Raw genomic sequence first — 26,431 nt, forward strand, 5'->3', positions numbered from 1 at the left:
GAGCGAGCATGAACAAAAGAAGCCTGGTAGGCGCCCTGGACATCGGCGGCACCAAGATCGCGGCCAGCATCGCCAATGCCAATGGCCCCCTGGCCCGCGTGACCGAACCCACGCCCAAGAGCGGCACGCCGGATACGGTGGCGCGCCAGTGCATCGCGATGCTGCATGCTGCCTGCGACCAGGCCGGCGTGCCGCGCGAGGCGATCGACGCGGTAGGCGTGTCGTCGGCCGGGCCGTTCGCGCAGGTCGACGGCATGCTGGGCCTGGCCTCGCCCAATATCTGCGGCGGCCAGGCGCAGTCGGCCGACCTGCCCAACGACTGGGTGGTGATTCCGCTGGAGGGCCCGCTGCGCGAGCAGTTCGCCACGGTGGCCATCGAAAACGACTGCGTCTCCGCGCTGGTGGCCGAGCGCACCTTCGGCGCAGTGCAGGGCGAGCCCAATTGCGTCTATGTGACCTGGAGCACCGGCATCGGCTTCGGCTTCTGCGTGGACGGCCATATCCTGCACGGCAAGCACGGCAACACCGGCCATGCCGGTCACATGCTGATGAGCGAATCGTCGGACGCGCTCTGCGGCTGCGGCAACCGCGGCGACCTGGAGGCACTGATCTCGGGCCGCAACCTGGCCAATCGTTTGGGGCAGTCGACCGCGGATGTGTTCGATGCGGCCCGCAACAATGAGCCGGCGGCGCGGGCCATTGCCGAGGATGCGGCGCGGTGGTTCGGGCGCGGGTTGTACAACGTCGCGGTGGCGCTGGATACGCGGGTGTTCGTGGTGGGTGGCAGCGTCTGGCAGCATCATGGGGAGTGGCTGCTGCCGATGGTGCGGCGGGAACTGGATACGCGCATGCATGCGCTGACCGATGGCGTGGAGATCGTGCCGGCGCGGCTGGGCGGGCTGGTGGCGGATTTTGGGGCGTTTGCGCAGGTGATGCCGCAGGATTGGGTGCAGGGGTGGCGGGAGAGGGAGGCTTGGAAGCATGAGGCCTGATTTTCCAAGAAGCCAGTGCCTTGTTTGAAAAGGCAAGAAGAGTTCGAATTTTGAAGCACTTCACGTCCTTTTCGTGGAATTGGCCGGATCGATTAACTGGTCAATCGTTAAACAGCTGCGCGACCGGGTCATTTCGATTTAGCCACAATATGATCGCGTTTTCATCTTGCGAAGAAAACCGCTTTTGTCTAACTTGGCTTGCGCGACTGCCTGTCACGTCTCTTCAGTTTGCCTGCTGAATGGCGTGATAGCGATGAATCCTCTGTATTCGACTTGAATCAACTCCATAAGGCACATCTTGAGGCAAAAACGACTTGGCGCTGTCGTCGTGAAAGCCTGTAAATTTCACTGGCGGATTTTCACAACGTTGCCGATTGCTATTTGGGTATCATTTAATCGATGTCGCTGGTTGTCAACGCGGGATTGTAGATAGCAACGCGCATTTAGGAAGATATTAGCGTCATCGGACTTATCCGGCAGTTCTATTTTTTTCGTAACGTTTGTCTATAACTGCTTTATATTCGGCCGAAAATTTTCGTGAGCTCTATCTGTTGGGGGTAATAACTATGCTGACACACGAACTGCTTCTTTAGGCTCAATACACTTTTTCACAACTGCCGATTCAAGAATGCGAAGCCCGCCTTGAGAAAAAAATTTCGAGTTTCGTCGAGCTTCTATCAGAATCGGCAGTTATATGAGGACCTATCACTTGCGGTTGATGAACATCCTATGTTCTTTGCCGCTTGGCTGGTGGAGGGCTCTGCAAGTCGGGTGGCATCGCATGCACAGCATTCTGTGGAAGATTATTTGTTACCAATCCCATCGCATATTTCTCATGTGATTTATATAAATCCCCGCGGAAATCGCCCGCTTTCGTGATGTTTATTTTTTGCACATCTCTCATTGGGAAATCGCTTTCGACGAAAGCACTCATGTCGCTTATCCAAGCCGATTTTTCATTTCTTTTCAAGACCGCCCCTAGATGCATGTTGTAAGAGTCAGCTTCTCTGAAATCGCTGTTTGTCCTATTTAACAACGCAATTCCCTCTCCTATGCCCGGCAATTCTTTATCGCTCAAGTAATTTCTTAAACCTTGTGCATGGTCCTGAATGTCGGCATCATTGCTAAGGTCAAAGTACACAGTTTTTTCTTCAGTGGGATGCTTGAACAGCATATAAACTGGGTCAGCTTTTTCTCCATATCGCATCCCTTTCCTTCCGGATTGCTGTGTTTGCAGAACAAATTCGGTTGATTCTATGCAGCTTTCCGGGAGCATGTTGAAATCGGCGCGACTATCACGTGGCTTCTTCAAGAAGCGCCCGACTTTTCCTATAACGCCTTCGCATGTGTTATGTACCCATACGCCAGCTTTACCTACGTGGTAAGTGTGAAAATCCTCCACTTCGATGTTATAGACGGTTTCCATCGTTGTTTCCAAAGCCGCGCTATACACCGTTACCCTCTCGTCAGACCGCCCAATCAGCACGTCCCCTGCTTTTAACATCCCGGCTTTCATCCAGCCCCTATCCTTGATCCAGAAGGGATGCTCGGCCGTCGTGCGTAATGTTTCCGTCCGCTCTTCTGTATCAACGACAACAAGACGGAAAATTTTCTGGTCAGGAGTAACGAAAGTGCGCGCCACACGCCTGTAGGCAATTTCACCAGTCTGTTCATGCCGTGTCAGCACCATTTCTCCACCAATAAAACTCTCGATCGGTTTTAATCCTTGCTCCGTATGTACTGGCGTCCCAGCCGCAAAGCAGATGCGCTCCATCATGCCGCCCATGATTGCGCCGCCGATGCTGCCAGCAACTTCCCCGACAAACTGCGTGGCGTCAAACTTGCCGTCATTTGTAATGACATTACCGAGTGCGGCCCCGCCAATATCGCCTACAATTCCGCCTACGACCCCACCCGTGGCCCCACCAGCACCACTAAAGGCCCCTGTCACTGCGCTGGCTGCGATCTGATTCCATTGGAATGACTTTTGTTCGCCTGCAGCAATCTTGATGCCCTGGCCGAGTGCATTATTGACCATGCCCATCGCTGCAAAGCCGGCGCTCTTGATGATTGCCGATTGCGCAACAGTGGCGTAGGAAATGCCCTTGCTTCCGACACATTTCAGCGAAGCGAGCAGCATTTTTTGCGCAAATCCAAGCCTCTGCAGATTCTTGGCCGCTACAGCCGCTGCCTTGCCAGCAGCTCCTACTCCGCCCATGATGGCTCCGGTGACCAACCCGGTTGCCGCGCCAACTCCTACGTCGCTCCAGGAAAAGTGTTCCTGCAAGCCCCCTGCAGTCATGATGCCCTGTGATGCGGCAGATCCTGCGGCGCCGCCCACGGCGCCAATAATCGCCGCAATTGCTATTCCCGCGCCAGACAAGGCTGGAACACCGGCCGCACCCAAGGTGAAGACTGTCGCAGCAGTGGCGAGAAGGGAAATGACGAGAGCGGCCAATACCGCTGCGATAATGGTGCCAATCTGCTGGCACTTGCTGATCCCCGGCGGTTCAGCGAGATAGGGCGATGTATCGCCAATGATATTGCTCGAGTTGTAAGGCTTAAATGTATTTGCGTTGTTATGGACCGTACCGACCGCATTCGGTAGCGTCAGCATCGTGCCGACCTGCAAAGTGCTGTTACTTCTCAGGCCATTGGCGTCCGCAATCAGATACCAGAGTGCCGCATCGCCATAAGCTCCTTGCGCAATGCTTTGCAAGCTGTCACCAGCGCCGACCCGATAATTACTCGAGCCCGCACCAGAATTCGCGGCGTCTACAATTTGATAGGTGCCGAAGTTTTTAACGGTGTCGTTATAGTCTACGGTTGTCTGATCGGTGAATATTTTAAATTTGATGTAATACTTCGCGTGACCGTTTTCCACCGTGACTGAAGTAAATTCCTGACCTTCCCGAATCCAGCTGCCTGCGGATACAGTGAAGCTGGCGGTGGGCAGGGCATCATTGGCACTGGAGCCATCATGTTCAACCCCACTTACTGAAACCTCCAGATTGCCGCCAATCGGAGGCCAGCTCACTCCCATTACAGTAGAGTATTGCTGACTATCATTGGCAACATCATTAATTTCTCTATATTCTTGTTTGTCGCCGGCTTTGAATGTGATGTGAAATTCAGAAGTGCTGCCAACATCTACTTGGGTAATGACATAAAGGGTAATCGCCACCTTTACTTTAGATACGACAGGAGGCTTGTCCTGATCAATGCCGGTTCCGTAAGTCCCTAAAACCTGACCATTAACAACAAAATTCCTCAATGTCTTGCTTTGCTGCGTTTTCTGCAGAATTTGACCATCGGCGTTATTGACGAAGCTGCGGTCGTTTTCGTCTTTATCTTCATCATCGATATTAACAAGATGGCCGTTTAAATCGTATGTTAATGTGGTTTTTCCCGGGTTGCTCGTATTGTCGGAGCGTGTGCTGGTAATCTGATTTTGCTTGTAGCTATCGAATTTCGCATAACCGTAATCGCTTGTAGTTGTCCACTGGTCTATTCCATATAACTGCCTTGTCGATTTTGTTATGTTGCCAAGGCGATCATAGGTATTGAACATGGCTGCCGAATCTTTACCCCAGCTGATCATGTTGTTCTGATCAATTGTGGAGTCATTTCTGAAGTATTGCCTGACTAAGCGGCCCCCCGTATCGTAGACGTTAGTATAGGCATTCATATCCGTCTGGCCAGCCAGGGAATTCTCAAACACCTCGAGTTCACGACCTGCCTGATCAAACCTTATATAACGCACGGTGACGTCATTCTTGGTGGCTTTGTACAGCCGATTCAAGGTGTCGTAACTATAGCGTTCCGTGCTGTTCTGCATGGCATCGCTAATGCGGTTGCCATTCTTGTCGTAAGTGATTTTGCGGCCAGCACTCGAATTGTAGTTGGCTGAATTGTTGACATCGTTGTTTGTCACGCCATCGACCATGACCTGCCGATTCATTGCGTCGTAGGCGTAAAAGTAGATCGTGTCCTGATCAATGAAGTTTGTGATCTTTACTCGATTGCCGACAAGGTCATATTGATAATAAACATCGGCGTTCGGCTTGCCTGCGTAGGCTAATTGCCCCAGGGAGTCGTATCGCAGTTCTTGATCTGAATACACGATGCCATCGATCGATACTCTTTCATTCGTATGCTGCCCGATTGAATTGTATTCGTACTCGGTTGTGCGTTTTGCGCTTGCCGAAGTCTTATCTTCGATTTTTTTCACCTGCCCGCTGGTTTCGTAAGTTGTTGTAACATCACGTCCACGGGAATTAGTTTCGCGGATTAATTGGCCCGCGTAGTCATAGGCGTAGCTGTAGCTTGCTCCACCAATATCTGCTTTGCTAATCAAGCGCCCAAAATAGTTATAATTCCAAGTCGCTAGATCGCCATTTGCATTGGTTTCAGTAATTTTTCGATTTGATGCATCGTATTGATTCATCACGGTGATATCACCGGGCAGCCGTATATTGACGACATTGCCGCTTGCATCAAATGTGTATTGCGTGTTGCCGTTGCCATCGGACTTCGACAGCTGTCGGCCCAAAGCGTCGTATGTCAACGAAATGCTGGGCGTGCTCGCCGCTTCCGTTCGCGCTGTTCTGCCAGCTATGCGCACAACACTGATCTTCTTGACATCGTCGTTCAAATCGGAGGGCAGCGACGATTGGTCAGTCGTGTAGTCCTGGTTCTGGGCGCCGCCATCAATACCCGAATCATCGTCGTATAAAGTCACTTTCCATCCGGCTCTGACCTTTAAGGAGCTGATTTCCTTTTCCAGGCCTTCCCAAGTTCCTTCGCCAAAGTAGCGCACTTTTCCACCGTAATTGCTATCGTAGTAAAGCGTGACAGGCGCTTGGGCTTCTGCCGAAGTGCCGTCATCCGAACCGCTGATGAGTTGGTAATAATCAGCGCCTGGTCGAATAATTTTATTGAGTTGGCCCAGCTTGTTGTATTCGTATTGCGTGACGTTACTCATCGCATCGGTACGCCGTACTTCATTGCCAAAGGCATTGTAGGAATGCTGAACGATGCTCCCATCCGCATTGAGTTCTTGAATGACATTGCCCTTGACATCATAGGTTTTTCTATTGACATTACCGCGCGCATCCCGCACCGCCGTCTGGTTGCCAGCGTAGTCGTAGAAATATTGGATGATGGGGCGTTGATCGGCATAGCCGGACAGATCATTCTTGAGTGCGTTGATCGTCGGCCTGATCTCCTGGATGAGTTGATTGCCGGCGTTATAGCTGTATTCAGTAATCCCGCTTGCATCACCTGCATCGCTGATGCTGAGTCGATTGCTCCAACGATCGAAGGTTTGATTCACGGTTGCCCCGTTCGCCAGCTTTTGCTGTGTCAGGCGACCTAACGCATCGTAGGTGTTTTGCGCGCGTCTTGTCCCTGTCAACGCATTGACGCTGGCTGCGCTGCTTTGCATGGTCTTGAGATCGGTTGTCGCGCTGCGGATTTCTGCCGTCAGGTTCCCCTGCAGGTCATAGAGCATGACCTTGCTGACGCCATCGCCACTATTGCTGCGCCAGAGCTGCCCACCATTGTTATATTCAAAATATTCTGACTGCGCATCGCCTTGTATCGTGGCCGGTCGTATGCTGACCATTGGGTCTGGTTTCAAGGCCGAAACATTCAGGCCCGTCCTACTGCTCCATATTGCGCGCGACCCATCTGCGGCACACAGAACCAGATTTCCGTCATTTTGCAGGCGCAGGAAACCATTTTTACTTGCGGGATCATTTTGTGTTCCCGCATTCCAGACTGGATTATTAACGGCGTTATAAATCACCAGGTTTCCGTCATTGGCCTGGAAGGAAAAGCTGGCGCCAGTGTTGTTAAACGTGCCGCTGCTCCAGATCGATTGTCTGTTGTTCTGCAGATCATATGTAATGAGATTACCGTCCGATTGCATGATGAGCTGATAGCGACCATTGGCGGAGACGATGGATTGATCTGTTTTCAATTTACCAGGGCGCATGATGTCGCCAACGCCACTGCTCCATATTGCGCGTGACCCGCTTGCGGTATATAGCACCAGGTTGCCATCGTTTTCCAGGCGCAAGAATCCGCTTTTGCTTTCTGGATCGGTTTGGGTTTTGGCATTCCACAATGCAGTGCCGGTGCTGCTATAAATCACCAGATTGCCGTCCAAATCCTGAAAGACAAAAGAGGAGCCATTATTGTTCGGTGTGTCGGTCTTCCAAACGACTTTTCTATTGTTCTGCAAATCATAGGTAACCAGGTTGCCGTCCGGCTGCATGGTGAGCTGGTAGCGGCCATTCGCCGATATGAGCGATTGGTCGGCTTTCAATTTACCGGGATACATGATGTCACCGACACCGCTAGTCCATATTGCACGAGACCCACTTGCGTTATATAACACGAGGTTGCCATCGTTTTGCAGGCGTAAGAATCCGCCTTTGCTTTCAGGATCGTTCTGGGTTCTGGCAGCCCACTTTGAAGTACTGTCAGCGCCATAAATCACCAAATTGCCGTCATTAGCCTGGAAAGCGAACCTTGATCCACTATTGTTTGGCGTGTCGGTCTTCCAGACGACTTTTCTGTTGTTCTGCAAGTCATAAGTAACCAGGTTACCATCCGGCTGCATGACGAGTTGGTAGCGGCCATTAGCCGAGACAATGGATTGATTGGCTCGCAAATCGCCTGGCCACATAACGTCATTGCCTACAAGTCCCTTACTGATTAGTTCGCCAAAGGCGTTGTATTGCATTTGCGTGTTGTTGACGGCTAATGCAGAGGGCGCGGTAATGCGAAGGCTTGAGGTTTGATTATTAAAGTCAGGCAGTAATGTAGTGTTGGCAGTAATGGTCCTGGTCTCGCCGGTGAAATTGCTATCGGCGTACAGAGTCACCGTCCATCCCTGTTTCACACTCAGCGAGCTCAGCGCATCGTTGCTTATGCCTAATTGGTTCAGGTTGTAGTCGCCCACAGTGAATGAGCGGCTGCTTCCCTGGTAATTGTCATCAGAGAAAATGCTGACGCCATACGAACCCGGTTCGATGGTATTGACCAACTGCCCCAGCTTGTCATACCTGAAAGCCTTGAATGAGGTGCGTGTAAGACCATCGCCATCATTCACACTCTGCCACTGCTTGGCCAGATTGCCGTTGGCGTCATAGGACATGTACTGCACATTGTTCAGCGCATCGGTGCTTTCGACGGCGCGGCCCCAGCTGTCGTACTTAACGCTATTGATCCGGTCATTACCGCTGCTAATCGTGCCGTAGCCATTGAGGGTGACGCCGATCGCTCCGTTGGCACGTTCAATTTGCTGGATGACGTTGCCGAAGGCGTCGCGGGTGAACTCGGTGAGACCGCTAAAGCTAGCGTTGACCTCAATCGCTCGGGTGGCTTCTGTGACCGCCCTGGTTCGATTGGCCTGATCATAGTAGGTGGTGGTGCTGTTGTTGCCGGCATCGGTAGTACGGATCAAATTGCCGAACGTGTCGTATTGATAGGTGCTGGTCAAGTCGCCGCGGCCTGAGGCGGTGATGGCGATGCTGGAGGTCTTGTCATTAAAGTCAGAAAGCAAAGCATTGTCTGCCGTAATCACCTTCGTTCCACCTTTGAAGTCCTCATGCTCATACAAGGTGACCTGCCAGCCTGGGGCGACCTTGATTGAGCTTAATGACTCATTGCCTATTCCCAGGTCGCTTACGTTGTATAGTCCAACGCCAAAAGACTTTGAGGAACCCTGATAGTTGGCATCTGCGTACAAGGTGACACCATTGCCGGTTGCGCCGCCGCTGTATTCCACATTGACCTGTGTTTCGCTGACCATGCGATTGTTCTGGTCAAAAGTGGATAGGGTAGTGCGGTCCTTATCGCTTGCGCCAGGTAGGGAGTAGGTTGTGCTGCTTATACCGACTGTGCTTCCGAGCGGGTTTGCATATTCGGTACGCTCGATCATATTGCCGAACGCATCGTAGCGCTGCGTCGTCACGTTTCTCAACGCATCAATGGTGGCTATCTCCAGGCCACGCTGATCGTAGTACCGGTAGGTGCTGAGCCAGGTGCTGTTGTCTTTCGTGACCTGGGTTTGAATGATTTGACCGAGGGCATTGTAGGTGTGCCTGGTCACCGGGCTGGCGGTAAAGGCGGTCGTTCCATCGTAGGCATAAATGCTGGGCTCGGTGATTTGCACCGCGCGACCTAATGCATCGTATTCGGTGATGATGGTGCGGTTTGCGCTGTTGTTTGTCAGTAACGCGGCGACGGTCGCCAGCGGTGGCGCATTGCTACCCCAGGCAGCCCTGGTGGCATCCGCGATTTTGTCGGCATAACGCGTCAAGGCGGTGACATTGCCCAGGGAATCGCGCACATAGCCGGTAACGTAGCCTTCGGCATCCACTGCAAACCTGATCTGTCCCGCCGCATCGTAAGCCTGATAACGCATGTTGCCTGCCGCATCACGGTTGGCGACGACGTTGCCCGAGGCGTCGTAATAGGCTTGCGTGTACAGCGCAGATGACGTTTCGACGCGGCTCGCAAGACCGGTTGCGCCATTGGCCAGGAGGGCGGCGCTTGATTCTCCGCTGTATATGCCTACCGTTGGATAGGTTGTCCTGGTCTGGCGGTTGGCGGCATCGTAGGCGTATTGGGTGACCTGGTCGCGGCTGGCATCACGAGCGACAAAAATAGCGATGCTGGCTGCGCTGTAATCGGCAATTGTATAAACCAGGTTGAGCCTGACCTCGCCAAACGTGGCGTCGTCAAGTTCGGTTCCATCGTACTTTTTATTGTTATAGGTTTCCGAAAGGCTGAGAGTGACATTGCCGCCATTATTCGACAGGTTGGGCACGGTAAGAATGCATGGGTTCGGCGTGACCGTACCCGGTGACGCTTCATTGGAAATCGAAGTGGCAGCTAGCGTGGTCGCACCGCTCAGACTCACACGAATTTCACTTTTCAATGATGACTGGACCCATCCCGGGTCGCTCGTTTCGGTAGGTGTCAATACGCCGGTCATCGGTGATATTACCGACATGACTGGCACCCCGGCATTTGCCACGACGTCACTCAGAATTAATTCGGTTTTTTGTATCACCGTTGCGGGCAAAGGATTTACTGCAATCGTACGGGTCGTGGTTGTCGCGCCGTTGGAAATGATGTTCTTGCCGAAGCTGACCGTTAAAGTTTTCGGCGTTATGGTTAGACCATAGGCAGTCTGCTTCACGATATTGCCGTTGGCATCGTAGTCATACCCGGTCACAGCGCCCAAGCCATCAATCGTATAGCTGAGGCGATTTGCTGCATCGTACACATTGAGGGTGACTTGGTCCCGGCTCGCATCTTCTATTACCGGAGTGGCCAGCGCTGTAGGTGAAATCGGGTTGGCATAGGCCGTTTTCTTCACCACGTTGCCATTGGCGTCGTATTGATACCTGGTCACAGCACCAATTGCATCCACGGTCCAGGCAAGGCGACCATCCTTGTCATACTGCCGCCTTTCCACACTGTCTGCGGCCGATTGCGGGTCTACCCTTGCCGCCAGGGCCTGCTGTATGTCCGCCATGCTGAGCGTCGGAGCGATAGTGATGCCGGGCGCAGGCTGGCTGCCTCCGTCAATCGAGGTGACGGTCAGATTGGGTACGCTGATAGGCCGTGCATAAATCCGGACCTTTACAAGCTGGTTTTCGCCGTCGTACGTGTTTTCCCGTACATAGCCAAGCGGATCAATGGTGTACACCAGTTGGTCGTTCGCATCATAGGCATAACGGGTGTTGCTGTCTCCAGCCGGATTGCTGACTGTCTTGATAATGACATTGTCGTTCCTGTCATAGCCGTAGCTGGTCTTGAGCGCCAGGCCTGCGGGGTCAACCACTTCCTCCGTGCGCCGGCCCAGCTTGTCATATTTATATTGCGTCTTCGTGCCGGCAGGGTCGGTGACGGTCAGCGTCTTGCCGCGCTGGTCATAGGTGGTGGTGGTCGTCAGATTGAGCTTGCCCGTGCCGACGTCAACGATTTGCTTGGTGACCTGGCCGTTCAGGTCGTATTCGGTCACAGTTGCCACGCCGCCCGGATCGACCGTTCTGGTCTGCCGGCCGAGTGCGTCGTACTCATAGCGCGTTACCAGGTTCAGGCCGGTGTAGGCGGGCGAGGCGGTGCTTGGGTCGACGGTGCGGGTCAGCACGCGGTCCGCCGCATCGTATTCCATGACGGTGCGAATGCCGCGTTCGTCGGCGGTCTCGATCAGGCGGTTGGCCTTGTCGAAAGCCTGCTTGCCGCTGCGCTGCAGCGGCAGGTCGGTCTGGGTGAGGTTGCCGTTGGCATCGTAGGTGTAGGTCACGGTGTTGCCTCGGCCGTCGACCACGCTGGCTACCTGGCCGTGCCGGTTGGTGCTGGTGCGTACGGTGACACCTTCGGGCGTGGTCATCGTGGTGGTGCGGGTGGCGCTGTCGTAGGACGTGGTGGTGACATTGCCCAGCGCATCGGTCTGGGTCCGCACCCGGTCGAAGGCGTCATAGGTGGTCGACTGCACTGAGCCCAATGCATCGGTAAGGCGGACCTGCCGGCCCTGGCGGTCATACTTGATGCTGCTGCTGTTGCCGCGGGCATCGGTGTTTTGCACAACGCGGCCGAAGGCGTCATAGGTCTGCGTGCTAGTGGCATTGATGCCGCTGGGGTCCGCGCTAGTGCTGAGCAACAGGCCGCGGCGGTCGTAGGCGAAGATCGATGTCAGGTTGCTGCTCGTGGCGATCGGGATGGTGACGCCCCTTTGCTCGCCAAAGGCGTTATAGCTATAGAACGTCAGATTGCCCAGCGCATCGCTGCTGCTGGCCACAGTGCCGTCCTTGTTGTAGGCATAGCTGGTCTTGCTGTCGAAGGCGTTGTTGGCAATGCCTTTAACCGCGTTAGTGATAGCGGCATCGACCAGGCCACCCTGCAGGCTGGCCAGCGTGCCGGCGGCAAGCGGGGTGCCATAGCGTGTCTCGGTAACCAGCTGGCCCAGTGCATTGTAGGTGTTGCCTTCCACCTCGCCCAGGGCATTGACGACATAGACCTGCCGACCATCCTGGTCGTAGTAGTAACGGGTGACGTTGCCGTTCTCATCCGTGGAACGCACCAGGCGGTCAGCCTTGTCATAGGCTTGCAGTGCCTTGTTGCCGCGGGCATCGGTGCTGACGGTGAGCCGGCCCAGCAGGTCGTACGTCATGCCTACGGTGCGCGCTTCCGTCGTGCCATGGGCCACGGTGACGCTGGTGACGTTGCCTGCGGCGTTGTATTCGCGGAAGGTTACCGTGCCCTGCGCGTTGGTGGTGGTGACTGCCCGGTTCAAGGCATCATAAGTTGCCTTTTCTTCCTGGTCGGCACTGGCGGTAGCAGGCCGCACGCTGGCCAGCGTGGTGGTGGCGGTAATAGTGCCCAGCACAGTGGCCGTGAGCGCACTGGCATAGCGACGCGTCTGGGTTTCGTTGCCGTTGGCATCATGGACATGCTCGGTGAGGTAGCCTTCGCCATCGATCGCGGCCGCCACGTCGCCCTCGGCATCGTACAGGGTGTAAGTGGTGATGTCGTCGGTGTTGCTGGCCGGGCGCAACTGGTCCAGGGTGCCGCTGTTGCGCAGGGTGGCCGTGGTGGGGTTGGCGTAGGCGGTGGTTTTCCAGAGCTGGCCCAGGTTGTTGTAGCTGTTCTCGACCAGATAGCCTTCGCCGTCGAGCGTGGCGCGCAGCAGGCCGTCGTTGTCGTGGAAGTTGCGGCTGACGCGGTCGTTCTGCGGGTCGGCGATGGGCACGACGGCCGCTGCGGTGGGCGCGCTGCCCAGGTTGGTGGTGTCGATCGGGTTGGCATATTCGATGGTGCGCACCAGTCGGGACTGGCCGTCATACTGGAATTCGGTGACGGCGCCGTTGGCTGCGACCTGTTCGATCAGGCGGTTGGCCTTGTCGTAGATGTTCCAGGTCTTCTGGTCGCTGGCATTGGCGGCAGGACGCAGTTCCTCGATCTGGACCAAGCTCTCTGCCTTGATGTCGGCGCCGCCAACCCGGAGGCCGAATTCATTGCTGTTGTCGCCGGTCCATTCATAGTAGGTCTCGACCAGGGAATGGCTGCCGACGCTGAGATTGACCGTATTGGCGAGCGTGGTAACGGCTTGCGCACGGTCGTTATTTATCTGAAGTACTCCGTCGATGTAGAGGTTGGAGCCGTCGTCCGAGCGGATATAGAAGGTGTAGTCGCCCGCGGTGAAGACATTGATGCTGCCAGTGAAGCGCATGGCGAACAGATCGGGGTTGGTGACATTCAGCGACGACACCTTCCTGGCATTTTCGACGCCGAAGGTGGCGGTGGTGAAGGCGCCCACCAGGGTGGCACTGCCAATGGCGGTGTTCGTCAACCCGACCTTCGACAAGGTCAGGGGATTCAGGCTGGGAATGGTAAAAATCTCCGCATCCATCACCGGCGAGAACATCGCCTTGACCGGGGTGGCATACCGTATGGTCTGCGTGACCTGCCCGTTCCTGTCGTACACATATTCGGTCAGGCTGCCGGTGCCGTCGACCTCGCCGTTCCTGCGGCCGGCAGCGTCGTACAGCAGCCAGGTGCGCACGCCAGTTGCGTCCTCGGTCATGCGAAGCTGATGATTGTTGTCGTAGTAGTAGCGGCTTGTACCGAGATCGGCGTCGACGGCGTCGCGCTGCTGTACGCTGACCAGGCGGCCAGCCTTGTCGTAGGTGCTGATTGTCTTCAGGCCGTTGGCGGCGGTCAGCGTGGTCTTGTTGCTGGCGTCGTCGTAGCTGTAGATGGTTTGCTGGCCCAGGCCGTTGGTGGCGACCAGCAGGCGGTCCAGGCCATCGTAAGTATAGGTCGTGGTCTGCGCGCTGCCGCCGAGCGGGGCAACGGTGGAGAGCAGCCTGCCGGCCTGGTCGTAGACATAGGTCGTGGCGGCCGCGCCGCTTGGGTTGCCGGCGCTGTCGACAGCGCTGTAGGTGGTGGCCCGGATCAGCTGGCCGCGGAAGTCATACTCCATGTCGGTGCGCTGGAGTTGCGCCTTGCTGGTGGTGCCGGCCCAGGTACTCAGTTCCGTCTCGGTGGCAGTGGCGGCGGCATAACTGCCCGCAAGGTATTCCATGCTCCTGATGCGCTGGCCCGCCGCGTTGTACTGGTGCTCCGTTACCCTGCCTTCGGGGCTGATCACAAAGCGCAGCCTGCCGGAGGTGTCATAGGCGTAGCGGGTGCTCAGCGGCGCGCCGGGAGTGCCGGCGGTGCCGGTATGGGTAGGGTCGGCGCCGTCCGGATCAGGCGTGAGGTAGGCCGTTTCCGTCAGCAGACGGTTGCGGCTGTCGAAGGTGCGCGTGACGGTATTGCCGGCCTCGTCGCGCTGCAGGGTCTGGTTGCCGTTGCCGTCGTACTGCATCACGACGCGGCGGCCTTCGCCATCGGTGATGGTGACGATGTCGCCATTGTTGTTGTAACTGAACTGCTGGATGCTGGTGACGCCGCCCGTGGAAGGTGCCGTAATGCTGCCCAGCCGGCCGTTGGCATCGTACTGGTAAACGGTTTTGTTGTTCAGCGCATCGGTGACGGTGGTCTGGCCTGTGCTATAGAGGTAGCCGGTGATGTTGCCCAGGGCGTCGGTGATGCTGGTGACGCGGCTGCTGGAATCGTAGTTGATGCTGATGGCGCTGCCATCGCTCTGGGTCACGGTCCTGACGCGTTTGCTGGCGCCATCGTAGGTGTAGCTGGTGGTATAGACAATGTTGTCCTGGGCATTGTCAGGCGTGAGGTCGACAGTGACGACCTGCAGGCGGTTGCTGCTGTCATAGCCATAGCTGACGCGACTGAACTGGCTGCCATCGGCGCGTTCGACGCGGATTCTGGTCAGACTGGTGCCGGTATAGTCGAGGATGGTTTTCTCGCCGGAAGCATTGAGCACTTGCTGCAGCATGCCGCTGGCCTGGTAGGTATAGGACACGACATTGCCGCTCACGTCCTTTTCGCTGAGCAGCTTGCCGCTGCCGTTGCTCCAGTCGTAGGTTTCTGTCACCCGGCTGTCGCCGTCCGTCCAGGTCCACCGGCTCGTGTTGCTGTCGTAGCTGAGCGTGTCATAGCTGCCGTCGCCATCGGTGTTGACATACATCCCGCCATTCAACTTGTAAATCAGTTCGGCGCCGTCGGCTGCCACGCGCACGATGCTGCTGTTGGCGGCGCCTATGGCGCCGCCCAGGTCCTTGAGGCTGCGGTAGAAACCAATGCGCCAGTTGTCGTTGTTGTCGCCGTCGGTCACGCCCTGGCTGTTATAGGTGCGCATCACTGCGGTATCGAGCGCCCGGCCTATCAGAAGCTCGTCCTGTCGCTGCAAGACGAGATTGCCATTGACGACATTGACCGCGAGCTGTTCTCCGCTTCTGCCCGTGTTGGGGCCGGTGGTGCTGTTGATCAGGGGCAGGGATGTGGCGACCAGGCCCAGGCTGTTGCTGCTTGCGATTGCGCTCATTATTTTTCCCGGAAGTGTTTGAATGGCTGCGTTGTCGTGGCGCGCGGGATATGGAATCCGGAGTCGATCGTGCAAGCGGCCCTGGCGGTCGCCTTGTTGTCGATCTGATTGGGAGAAACGATATTTCGCGCTCTACAACCAGTTATTCGCTGGTTTGCAGGGCGGATTTAGCGGGTTATCGAGAAAGATTGTGCGCAATTAGAGCGTTGGTGCGGATGGATGCTTGGGGGCATCGGGGTGCTTGTCTCGTTCTTCTGTAACGGGGGAGAGTGGGTAGGATAGTGCTGCCCGGGCGTTGCGGGATGACGCAACACGGCTGCACTGCTGTGGAGACAAGCCGGGAATCCGTCCCGGCGGCCGGGTTACTTTTTTTGGCGCAAAAAAAGTAACCAAAAAAAGGCGACCCGGTGATCAACCGCGCTGCGCGGGGTGCCCGTGCCAGCGGTGCCCGGAGCGGGGCGCGGCTAAACTCGCTCCGCTTCGCTGCACTCCGAGAGACGCCGCGCCTTTTCCCGCTCCGGGCACCGCTGATACGGCGCGCTCAACGGGATTTCACTACAACGGCCACTTCAAGAGCAACTGCAAGCGTAGGGCGTCATACCCCGGAGGGGTATTGCGCCATTTAAACCGGCGCGGCGCCGTTCCACTTTCCTCATCCTCACGGCAACGCCACTTCCCCCGCTGCCGCCGAACGCGTTCCCTGCACCGGCGGATTCGATGAGCCGCGATACGCAAACACCACCGACGCCTTCATCCGGTCGCTGTCGTTGCGACCCGCCGCATGGAACAGCTTGCTGTGAAAGAGCACCACGTCGCCCTGTTCCAGCACCGGCGCGACGCCGCGCGCGAACAGGGCCTGGTTCTGCGGCACTTCCGGCCGCAGGAAGTCGAGCGCATCCATCTGCTCCGGGGCCAGCGGGATCCGGTGCGAGCCGGGAATGAATTTCAGTGCGCCGTTGCGGGCCTCTTCATGGCCGAGCGCCAGCCATACCGAGATCAGGTCCGGACGGGTGTAGGCCCAGTAGCGGATGTCGCGATGCCAGCCGGTGGCGGTGCCGAAGTGGGGGTGCTTGGTCATGATGCAGTTGTGATGCGCCAGCGTCAGCACCACGTCTTCCTGCAGCAGCTGCTGCAGGCCAGCGACCAGCACCGGATTCTCGGCCCAGTCATGGAAGCAGGCATCGCGCTGCCAGGCGGCGCGCAGCCGGCGCGCGGTGCGGCCGCCCGGCGCATCCAGCGACGCCGGTGCGCCTTCGTAGCCGACTTCGGCTTCGTATTCCAGCGGTGGCACGGCGCGCGCCAGATGGTCATTCGTCACTGCCAGCATGCGTTCGCAATCGGCCGGCGCCACCATGCGGGGAAGGATCAGATAGCCATCGGCTTCAAACTGCGCGATCTGGCTGGCGGAAAGCGGCGCGGAATTCGGGATGTTCATGGCATTCGTCAGAAGAGCGGAGCCGTCATTATCGCGCCTGATGCCGGGTTACAACAATCGGCAGATGTATCGCGCCAAATGCGGGGAACCTCACCGATCGCGCTGGTAGGCGGGAAGCGGGGCGCCGCAGTCCTTGCAGAATTTCGCGTCGGCCTCATGGCCTTCGGACAGGCATTCCGGGCAGGTGCGGGTGGTGGTAAGCCGGAACAGCCTGTTCTGCATCGTCATTTCCGAACTGATGATGCCCGTCGGCACCGCCAGGATGCCCCAGCCCAGCAGCATCATGATCGATGAGATCGCGCGGCCGATGTCGGTCTTGGGCACGATGTCGCCGAAGCCCACCGTGGTGATGGCGGTGATGGCCCAGTAGACCGAGGTCGGAATGCTGGTGAAGCCATTGCCCGGTCCTTCCACCACGTACATCACCGTGCCCAGCAGCAGCACCACCATCATCACTACCGACAGGAAGATCAGTATCTTGCGCCGGCTTGCCAGCAGCGCCCGGGTCAGCATGCGGTATTCCTCGACATAGGACGTCAGCTTCAGGATGCGGAAGATGCGCAGGAGGCGCAGGATGCGCACGTCCAGCAGCACGTGGGCGCCCGGCATCATCATGGCGAGATAGGTCGGCAGCACCGAGAGGAAATCGATGGCGCCGAAAAAGCTGGTGGCGTAGCGCAGCGGCCGCCGCACGCAATACAGCCGCGCCGCGTATTCCACCGTGAAGAGCAGCGTGAAGAACCATTCCAGCGCGCCCAGCATGTCGCCGTGGCGCGACGATACGGCCTGCACGCTGTCGAGCACCACCACCATCACGCTGGCCAGGATGGCGACGATCAGCGCCAGGTCGAAGATGCGGCCGGCGCGGGTGTCGGCCTCGAAGATGACGGTGTAGAGCCGGGCGCGCAAGCCTTCGGACGGTTTGCCGAACTGGTGGCCCGGATCGGCCGGCGTGGCCGTGGCCGGGTGTTTGCCTGCATGCATGGGCATCTGGGTGGACGATGAATGGAAAGGCAAGTATAGCCGCCGTCGGCAGCGCCGGTTTGTCGCCGTTCAGGCTTCCCGGTAGAACAGCGCCAGCCAGACGCTGTCGGCATCGGGCGTGGTCCATTCGACCCGGTGTCGGCAATGCGCGGGAATCGTCACGTGCATGCCGGGCGTCATGCGCAGCAGGCGATCGCCTTCCTCGAAGCGCAGGGTGGCTTCGCCCTGCACCAGCATCACCCATTCATGCTCATCCTGGTCATACCAAAAGCCGGCCGGCGAATGCTGGCCGTGGGAAACGATGCGCTCCAGCCGGAAGGCGCTGCCGGCCAGCAGCGTATGGATGACTTCATCAGGCAGGGCTGCCGGCAGATTGCTGCAGAAATGTCCGGAATTTTCCATGGCGGCCATTATGCGTCAAATCAATCCGGGCGCAGGTAGCGGTGCGCCGGCAGAACTACCGGCCAGGGCTCACTTCTAATTGGCTCTTTTTCCATTTCAACAAGAAACGCGGCGGGGCCTGTTCCCTGCACACCTGGAGAAAACAATGAATGACATCACCACCGACAGCAGGCAGGAAGCCACGCCCGGGCGTGACTTCTCCGCGCTCGATCCGGGAAGCGCGCTGTCCAAGCATCCGCCCGGCAGCGAATTCCGCTACGAGGCGCCGTCCCGCGATCAGCTCTCAACCCTGGCCACCGGCGCCGGCATGGTGATCCTGGGCCTGGGCATTGCCCAGCTCCTGGCGCCGCGCCAGGTGGCGCGCTCGACCGGCATTCATGCGCATCCGTCGCTGGTGCGCGCTTCCGGCGCGCTCAGCGTGGCCAGCGCGGTCAATATCCTGAACAAGGGCAGGCCGGCGCCGCTGGGACTGGCGCGGCTGGCCTGCGTGGGGCTTGAACTGACCCTGCTGGCGCGCTCGGCCATGCATGCCGGCTCGTCCGGACGCCGCAGCCGGCTGGCCTTGACCGGCGCCGGCGTAGCCACGGCCGCGATGCTGGACATGAGCGCGGCGCTGGCGCAGACAGCCCGCCAGACCATGGGCGAGCGCAGCACCGAATCGGGCGCGATGGCGGTGGAAAAATGCATCACGGTCAACAAGTCGCCGGAAGAGTGCTACCGCTTCTGGCGCGAGTTCGACCGCTTCCCGGAATTCATGGAGCACCTGGAGGAAGTCAGCAAGGTCAACGACACCCGCTCGCACTGGAAGGCCAAGGCGCCGATCGGCTCCAGCGTGGAATGGGATGCCGACATCACCGCCGACCAGCCGGGCGAGCTGCTGGCCTGGCATTCGGCGGAAGGCGCGGATGTCGACAATGGCGGCACCGTGCGCTTCGAACGCGCGCCGGGCGGGCGCGGCACCATCGTCCGGGTCGAGATGCAGTACAAGCCGCCGGGCGGCAAGGCCGGCGCGCTGGTGGCCAGGCTGTTCGGCGAAAACCCGCTGCAGCAAATGGACGCCGATCTGCGCCGCTTCAAGCAGTTGATCGAGACCGGCGAAATCACCACCACCGAAGGGCAGTCGTCCGGCCCGCGCAGCACCATGGTCAAGCTGATCAAGAAAGGGGTACCGGGATGAGAGCCTTATGCTGGCATGGCGCCAAGGATGTGCGGGTCGACAATGTGCCCGATCCGAAGATACTCAATCCGCGCGACGCGATCCTGAAGATCACGTCCACCGCCATCTGCGGGTCCGACCTGCATCTGTACGATGGCTATATCCCCACCATGGAAAAAGGCGACATCCTGGGCCATGAGTTCATGGGCGAGGTGGTGGAACTGGGCAGCGCAGTGACCAACCTGAAGATAGGCGACAGGGTGGTGGTGCCGTTTCCGATCGCCTGCGGCAACTGCTACTTCTGCGAGGAGCAGCAGCATTCGCTGTGCGAGAACTCCAATCCCAATGCGGCGATGGCGGAAAAGATGTGGGGCCATTCGCCGGCCGGCATCTTCGGCTATTCCCACCTCACCGGCGGCTATGCGGGCGGCCAGGCCGAGTATGTGCGGGTGCCGTATGCCGACGTCGGCCCGATCCGGGTGCCCGACGGCCTGGACGACGAGAAGGTGCTGTTTCTGTCCGACATCCTGCCTACCGGCTACATGGCGGCGGAGAACTGCGACATCCGGCCCGGCCATGTGGTGGCGGTCTGGGGCTGCGGCCCGGTGGGCCAGTTCGCGATCCAGAGCGCCTATCTGCTGGGCGCGGAGCGGGTGATCGCGATCGACCGCTTCCCGGAGCGGCTGCGCATGGCGCGGGAAGTCTCGCGCGCCGAGACCATCAACTATGAAGAGGTCAATGTGCTGGATGCATTGAAGACCATCACCGGCGGCCGCGGTCCGGACGCCTGCATCGACGCGGTCGGCATGGAAGCGCATGGCGTCGGCCTGGTGGGCGCCTACGACCGCGTCAAGCAGGCGATGATGCTGGAAACCGAGCGTCCGAATGCGCTGCGCGAGGCGCTGATGGCCTGCCGCAACGGCGGCGTGGTGTCGATCCCGGGCGTCTATGGCGGTTTCCTGGACAAGATGCCGATCGGCTCCTTCATGAACCGTTCGCTGACCCTGAAGACCGGCCAGACTCATGTCCAGCGTTATCTGAAGCCCCTGCTGGACCGGGTGCAGGCAGGGGAGATCGACCCCAGCGTGATCATCACCCACCGCATGCCGCTGGAGCAGGCGCCGGATGCCTACAGGATGTTCCGCGACAAGCAGGATGAGTGCGTGAAGGTGGTGCTGAAGCCCTGAGGTATTGAAGCGCCCGGCAAAAGGTCTCCGGCGTCGGCTGCATGCCTGCCCGGAGGCCGCTGCCCGTCCGCAAGCGGCGGGGAAGGCCATGCCGGTATGGCGCCACCCGGGCGCGGCGCCGGCGTGGCGCAACGCCATGGCGGTGTGCGCCACTCAAGCCGCCATGAACCCGCTCTCCATCCGACCGGCCCAGCCGCCGGCCCAGGCAACCATGCCTGACCCTGGCCCGCAACCCGGCGGCTTGCCACCCAACGCGCCGCTCTGGCGCCATGTCGCGCAGGGCGCATGGATCACGCTGGGCGCCTTCAGCCTGCCCACCATGCTGTCGCCCTGCGTCAAGGGGCTGCTGTCGCCGCGCGCCTTTGCGCTGCGCACGCTGCTGGGCGGCTTTATCTATATCGACATGATCCAGCCGCCGCAGCAGGTGCGCTTTGCGCCGGCGCCTACGATCGACCAGGAAATCGTGGCGCTGACCCTGGGCATGACGCCCTACATCGCCGCCTTTTATGCGCAGGCCCGGCTTGCCAATGGCTGGTGCAGCCGCGACGGCAGTTCGGGCGCGCAGATGGCGGCGGCCAGCCAGCGCTTCTGGCAGCGCCTGTGCGGCTTCCTGCCCGTGCGCCTGGCGCCGGCGGCGCGCGGCTATCCGATCAATTTCGTGCTGGCGCGGGTAACGGCGCAGATGCTCGCGGTCAGCGCCGGCAGCCTGATGTCGGCGTGCTTCCATCATGCCCGCGGCGCGCGGCTGGAGCCGGTGGCGCGGCCTGCCGGCATGCCGTCGCTGCGGCAGCGCATCGAAGCCAATCCCGCCGCCTATCTGGCCTGCGGCCCGGCGTTTGCCTCGTCGGTCTGGATGACATTGCGGCTGGACCGCGCTGCCGCCCGCGCCGGCGGCGCGCTGCCGCCAGCCCTGGTGGCCTTGCTGGCAAGCCATGTGGTGGCGGCCTGCATCGCCACCGCGCTGATCCATCCAAGGCCGCTGGCCGCACACCATTGAGAAGACGCAAACGGGATTGAATGCGCGCGCTTCCGGTGCAGCAGGCAGGCGGCCCGGGCTACTTACGGCGTCATGAAAACACCTGATCACAACGGCGCGGCACGGCGCGCCGACCGGCCCGCAAGCATCCGTGTCCCTCGCGGACAAGCGCCTGAACCCGCGCCGCCCGCAGCATATGTGGCGCGTGCCATGCGTACGACCTTCTGCGCATTCACGGTGCCTACCATCCTTGCGCCCTTCCTGCCGGCACCCCTGCAGCCGTTAAGGCTGCTGGCCTGCGGCGCCATCTATGCCGACCAGCAGATGCAGCCCTCGGACACGCGCTTTCATCCGCAGCCCAGCCGCCGCCGGCAATACACGGGCATCATGGTGAGCCTGCTGCCCTTCATCCCGGCCTTCGCGTTGCAGGCGCACCTGACCGAGACCTGGTGCGCCAATCCGTCGAGCTGGGGCGGGCGCATGGCGGCGACCAGCCAGCATGCGTGGAACCGCTTCTGTCAGCGCCTGCCACGGCAGGTCAGCGCAGTCGCCGCGCGTTATCCGATCAACTCCGTGCTGGCCCGTTTCGTCGCGCAGATGGCGGCGGTCAGCACTGGCAGCATGCTGACGCTGGCATACCATCGGCGGCGCGGCAGCCAGCTCACCATGCGGGCGACGCCCTCGCCATCGCGCCCGCTGCGGGAACGGCTGCAGTCCAGGCCGGATGCCTATGCGATCGGGGCCGCGCCCTTTCTCCTGCCGGCCGCGCTCGACAGCCGCTTCGGACGCGCGATACTGCAGGCGCCCGGCATGCCGCGGGCACTGTGCGGCGTGGCCATTACCAGCGCCATCGTCGGCGCGGCGCTGTTGACGGCCGTGGTCGGCTCGGAGAACAGGTCATGAACGCGGACTATGAATCGATGCTGTTGCGGCTGTGCCTGCTGGCCGGCGTGCCGGCGGAGGAGCATGCGACGGTGGCCGGGCAGCAGGCGATGACGGTCAACGGCATGGCGGTCCAGTTCCGGCTGGAAGAGTGGTCGGGCTTTATCAGGATCTATGTCGAGGCCGGCCAGCCGGCGCCGGCGCGCCTTCCGGCCTTGTGCCAGTCCATACTGGAGCAGCAGCTGGAATTGCCGGTGCCGTTCGTGATGCTGACCGCGCTCGATGCGGCCTCGGGCGCGCTGATCCTGATCGGTTGCGCGCCCATGCCGTCGCACCAAGCGGAGGACGAGGAACTGCTCGCCTTTCTGCATGCCTGCGTGGATGGCGCCGCCCTGTTGCGGCGCGCCATCGACAGCGAGGAGGACAGGGTGACCGACCTGACGGCGTTCCATTACTTCTGAAGCTTCTGAATGGCGTTGCAGGTCCTGCAAGGCGGCAGCCCATGTCGCTGAGTCGCCCGGCCGCACGTCATGCAGCGCCTGCCGTCCATGCACCGTCCAGAGCGCAGCCATCGGCATGCGCCCCGAACGACGCCCGTTTCACATACTGCGCCGGTACTGTCCGCCCACCTCGAACAGCGCCTCGGTGATCTGACCCAGTGAGCAGACCCGCACCGCATCCATCAGTGTGGCAAACACGTTCTCGTCGTGGATCACCGCCTGCTGCAGCCGCTGCAGCATGGCCGGCGCCTCGGCCGCATGCCGTTGCTGGAAGTCGGCCAGGCGCCCGAGCTGGGACTGCTTTTCCTCGTCGGTCGAGCGGGCCAGTTCGATCTGCTGCGGCACGTTGCTCGCATGCGGATTGCGGAAGGTGTTCACGCCGATGATGGGCAGGCTGCCGTCATGCTTCCTGTGCTCGTAGAGCAGCGACTCTTCCTGGATCTTGCCGCGCTGGTAGCCGGTCTCCATCGCGCCCAGCACGCCGCCGCGCTCGGCGATGCGCTCGAACTCCTGCAGCACCGCTTCCTCCACCAGGTCGGTCAACTGCTCGATGATGTAGCTGCCCTGGTTCGGGTTCTCGTTCTTGGCCAGGCCCCATTCGCGGTTGATGATCAGCTGGATCGCCAGTGCGCGCCGCACCGATTCGTCGGTCGGCGTGGTGATGGCCTCGTCATAGGCATTGGTGTGCAGGGAGTTGCAGTTGTCGTAAATCGCAATCAGCGCCTGCAGCGTGGTGCGGATGTCGTTGAAGTCGATTTCCTGCGCATGCAGCGAACGGCCCGAGGTCTGGATGTGGTACTTCAGCTTTTGCGAGCGCTCGTTGGCGCCGTACTTGTCGCGCATGGTCACGGCCCAGATGCGGCGCGCGACCCGGCCCAGCACCGTGTATTCCGGGTCCATGCCATTGGAAAAGAAGAAGGACAGGTTGGGCGCGAAGTCGTCGATGTGCATGCCGCGCGCCAGATAGGCTTCCACGAAGGTGAAGCCATTCGACAGCGTGAAGGCCAGCTGCGAGATCGGATTGGCGCCGGCTTCGGCGATGTGATAGCCCGAGATCGACACCGAATAGAAATTGCGCACCTGGTGGTGCACGAAGTATTCCTGGATGTCGCCCATCACCTTCAGCGAGAACTCGGTGGAGAAGATGCAGGTGTTCTGGCCCTGGTCTTCCTTCAGGATGTCGGCCTGCACCGTGCCGCGCACGTTCTGCAGCACCCAGGCGCGGATCTTCTGGGCTTCGTCGTCGGTCGGCTCGCGGCCATTGTCGGCGCGGAACTTGTCCTGTTGCTGGTCGATGGCGGTGTTCATGAACATCGCCAGTATCGTCGGCGCCGGGCCGTTGATGGTCATCGACACCGAGGTGCTCGGGCTGCACAGGTCGAAGCCTTCGTACAGCACCTTCATGTCGTCCAGCGTGGCGATCGATACGCCCGAATTGCCGACCTTGCCATAGATGTCGGGCCGCGGCGCCGGGTCGGCGCCATACAGCGTGACCGAGTCGAACGCGGTGGACAGCCGCTTGGCATCCATGCCCTGCGACACCAGCTTGAAACGGCGGTTGGTGCGGAAGGCATCGCCCTCGCCGGCGAACATGCGGGTCGGGTCCTCGTTCTCGCGCTTGAAGGCAAACACGCCGGCGGTGTAGGGGAAGGAGCCGGGCACGTTTTCCAGCATCAGGAAACGCAGTATCTCGCCATGGTCCTCGAAGCGCGGCAGGGCGACCTTCCTGATCTTGTTGCCCGACAGGGTTTCATGGACCAGGCCGGTGCGGATTTCCTTGTCGCGGATCTTCACCACGTATTCGTCGCCGGCATAGGCGGCCTGCATCGCCGGCCACATTGCCAAAAGCTTTTTCGCGCCGGCATCCATGCCGGCGTCGCGGGTATCGGCCAGGTCGGTCAGGGCCGACAGCGTGCCGGCATCGGCGTCGGACTGCGCCTCGGCCAGCATGCGGGCCGACTCGGTGAGCTGCTGGCGTTGGCGCGCCAGCGTCACCTGGGCGCCGGTGAACCGGTGATAGTGGCGCACGGTGTCGGCGATCTCGGCCAGGTAGCGGCTGCGCGCCGGCGGCACGATGGCATTGCGTCCGGAGGAATAGCGCACCGCCACCGGCGCCAGCCGGCCCGGCTTCACTAGCAGACCCATGTCCTTCAGGCGCGCCAGCAGGCCCTGGTACAGCGCGGTCACGCCATCGTCGTTGAAGCGCGATGCCTGGGTGCCGTAGACCGGCATGTCCTCCGTTTTGCTGCTCCACAGCTCGCGGTTGCGCTGGTACTGCTTGGCCACGTCGCGCAGCGCATCCTGCGCGCCCTTGCGGTCGAACTTGTTGATGGCGACGAAGTCGGCGAAGTCCAGCATGTCGATCTTTTCCAGCTGGGAGGCGGCGCCGAACTCGGGCGTCATCACATACATCGACAGCCCCACATGCGGCACGATGGCGGCGTCGCCCTGGCCGATGCCGGAGGTTTCCACGATCACCAGGTCGAAGCCGGCCACCTTGCAGGCGGCGATCACGTCCGGCAGCGCGGCCGAGATTTCCGAGCCGGCCTCGCGGGTGGCGAGCGAGCGCATGAAGACCCGGTTCTGGCCCTGCCACGGGCCGATCGCATTCATCCGGATGCGGTCGCCCAGCAGCGCGCCGCCCGACTTGCGGCGCGACGGGTCGATCGAGATCACGGCGATGTTCAGGCCATCGTCCTGGTCGAGCCGGATGCGTCGGATCAGCTCGTCGGTCAGGGAAGACTTGCCGGCGCCGCCGGTGCCGGTAATGCCCAGCGTGGGCGTATTGATCGCCGCCGCGGCCTCGCGCAGCTGCGCCGGCAGGGCAGGGCTGGCCTTGCCGTTTTCCAGCGCCGTGATCAGCTGCGCCAGCGGCCGGTGCCGCTGCGCGATGTCGCCGTCCTGCAGCGCTGTAAGCGTAGTCGGCGCATAGGAAGAGAGATCGGTGTCGCAGGCCTGGATCATGGACTGGATCATGCCCACCAGGCCCATGCGCTGGCCGTCTTCCGGGCTGAAGATGCGCGTCACGCCATAGGCATGCAGCTCCTCGATCTCGGCCGGCACGATCACGCCTCCGCCGCCGCCGAACACCTTGATATGCGCGCCGCCGCGCTGCCTGAGCAGGTCGATCATGTACTTGAAGTACTCGACATGGCCGCCCTGGTAGCTGGAGAGGGCGATGCCCTGCGCGTCTTCCTGCAGCGCCGCGGTGACGATGTCGTCGACCGAGCGGTTGTGTCCCAGGTGGATCACCTCGGCGCCATTGGCCATCAGGATGCGGCGCATGATGTTGATGGACGCGTCATGGCCATCGAACAGCGAGGCGGCGGTAACGAAACGCACCTTGTTGGCCGGCTTCCAGGCGGCAAGGTTCTGGGTAACGGACAGGTCGGTCATGGAGTCTCCGGAATTCTTGTAGCGCTCAGGCAAGGCCGGCGCGGA

The 26,431-nt window shown here is 60.0% G+C and carries 11 protein-coding genes; 6 read left to right on the top strand and 5 right to left on the bottom strand.

Annotated elements, in window-relative coordinates:
- Positions 1 to 8: 8 nt before the first annotated feature.
- Entirely contained in the window at positions 9 to 992 is a 984-nt protein-coding gene (locus ABC383_RS15330; protein WP_413014955.1) for an ROK family protein, read from the top strand.
- A 727-nt stretch (positions 993 to 1,719) separates the two neighbouring features.
- Here ABC383_RS15330 and ABC383_RS15335 read toward each other — a convergent pair.
- The 4 genes from ABC383_RS15335 to ABC383_RS15350 form a co-directional block, all read right to left on the bottom strand.
- Positions 1,720 to 15,468: a polymorphic toxin-type HINT domain-containing protein gene (locus ABC383_RS15335; protein WP_413014956.1), complete on the bottom strand. Its 13,749-nt coding sequence runs from the start codon at positions 15,466 to 15,468 to the stop codon at positions 1,720 to 1,722.
- Between the two features lie 658 nt (positions 15,469 to 16,126).
- Entirely contained in the window at positions 16,127 to 16,903 is a 777-nt protein-coding gene (locus tag ABC383_RS15340) for a phytanoyl-CoA dioxygenase family protein (protein WP_413014957.1), read from the bottom strand.
- A gap of 90 nt (positions 16,904 to 16,993) precedes the next feature.
- On the bottom strand, positions 16,994 to 17,887 hold the full coding sequence (locus tag ABC383_RS15345; protein ID WP_413014958.1) for an ion transporter: 894 nt from the start codon (positions 17,885 to 17,887) through the stop codon (positions 16,994 to 16,996).
- Between the two features lie 69 nt (positions 17,888 to 17,956).
- A complete protein-coding gene (locus tag ABC383_RS15350) occupies positions 17,957 to 18,289 on the bottom strand; it encodes a cupin domain-containing protein (RefSeq protein ID WP_413014959.1) in 333 nt (110 codons plus the stop codon).
- A 145-nt stretch (positions 18,290 to 18,434) separates the two neighbouring features.
- Here ABC383_RS15350 and ABC383_RS15355 point away from each other — a divergent pair, with 145 nt between their 5' ends.
- The 5 genes from ABC383_RS15355 (at position 18,435) to ABC383_RS15375 (ending at position 22,951) form a co-directional block, all read left to right on the top strand.
- Entirely contained in the window at positions 18,435 to 19,466 is a 1,032-nt protein-coding gene (locus ABC383_RS15355) for an SRPBCC family protein (RefSeq protein ID WP_413014960.1), read from the top strand.
- Positions 19,463 to 20,632 carry a zinc-dependent alcohol dehydrogenase gene (locus ABC383_RS15360; RefSeq protein WP_194715356.1) on the top strand — a complete coding sequence of 390 codons (1,170 nt, stop codon included), beginning with the start codon at positions 19,463 to 19,465 and terminating at the stop codon, positions 20,630 to 20,632. The genes ABC383_RS15355 and ABC383_RS15360 overlap by 4 nt, the downstream gene beginning before the upstream one ends.
- A gap of 88 nt (positions 20,633 to 20,720) precedes the next feature.
- Positions 20,721 to 21,629: a hypothetical protein gene (locus tag ABC383_RS15365; protein ID WP_413014961.1), complete on the top strand. Its 909-nt coding sequence runs from the start codon at positions 20,721 to 20,723 to the stop codon at positions 21,627 to 21,629.
- Positions 21,630 to 21,818: 189 nt separating this feature from the next.
- Positions 21,819 to 22,511 carry a hypothetical protein gene (locus ABC383_RS15370; RefSeq protein ID WP_413014962.1) on the top strand — a complete coding sequence of 231 codons (693 nt, stop codon included), beginning with the start codon at positions 21,819 to 21,821 and terminating at the stop codon, positions 22,509 to 22,511.
- The gene (locus ABC383_RS15375; protein ID WP_413014963.1) at positions 22,508 to 22,951 is read left to right on the top strand and encodes a type III secretion system chaperone family protein; all 444 of its coding nucleotides are present in this window, start codon (positions 22,508 to 22,510) and stop codon (positions 22,949 to 22,951) included. Before ABC383_RS15370 ends, ABC383_RS15375 begins: the two co-directional genes overlap by 4 nt.
- A 138-nt stretch (positions 22,952 to 23,089) precedes the next feature.
- Here ABC383_RS15375 and icmF read toward each other — a convergent pair whose 3' ends face one another.
- Entirely contained in the window at positions 23,090 to 26,386 is a 3,297-nt protein-coding gene (gene icmF, locus ABC383_RS15380) for a fused isobutyryl-CoA mutase/GTPase IcmF (RefSeq protein ID WP_413014964.1), read from the bottom strand.
- Positions 26,387 to 26,431: the final 45 nt, after the last annotated feature.

The sequence above is a fragment of the Noviherbaspirillum phoenicis genome, from assembly GCF_047237965.1.
Classification (GTDB): domain Bacteria; phylum Pseudomonadota; class Gammaproteobacteria; order Burkholderiales; family Burkholderiaceae_D; genus Noviherbaspirillum_A.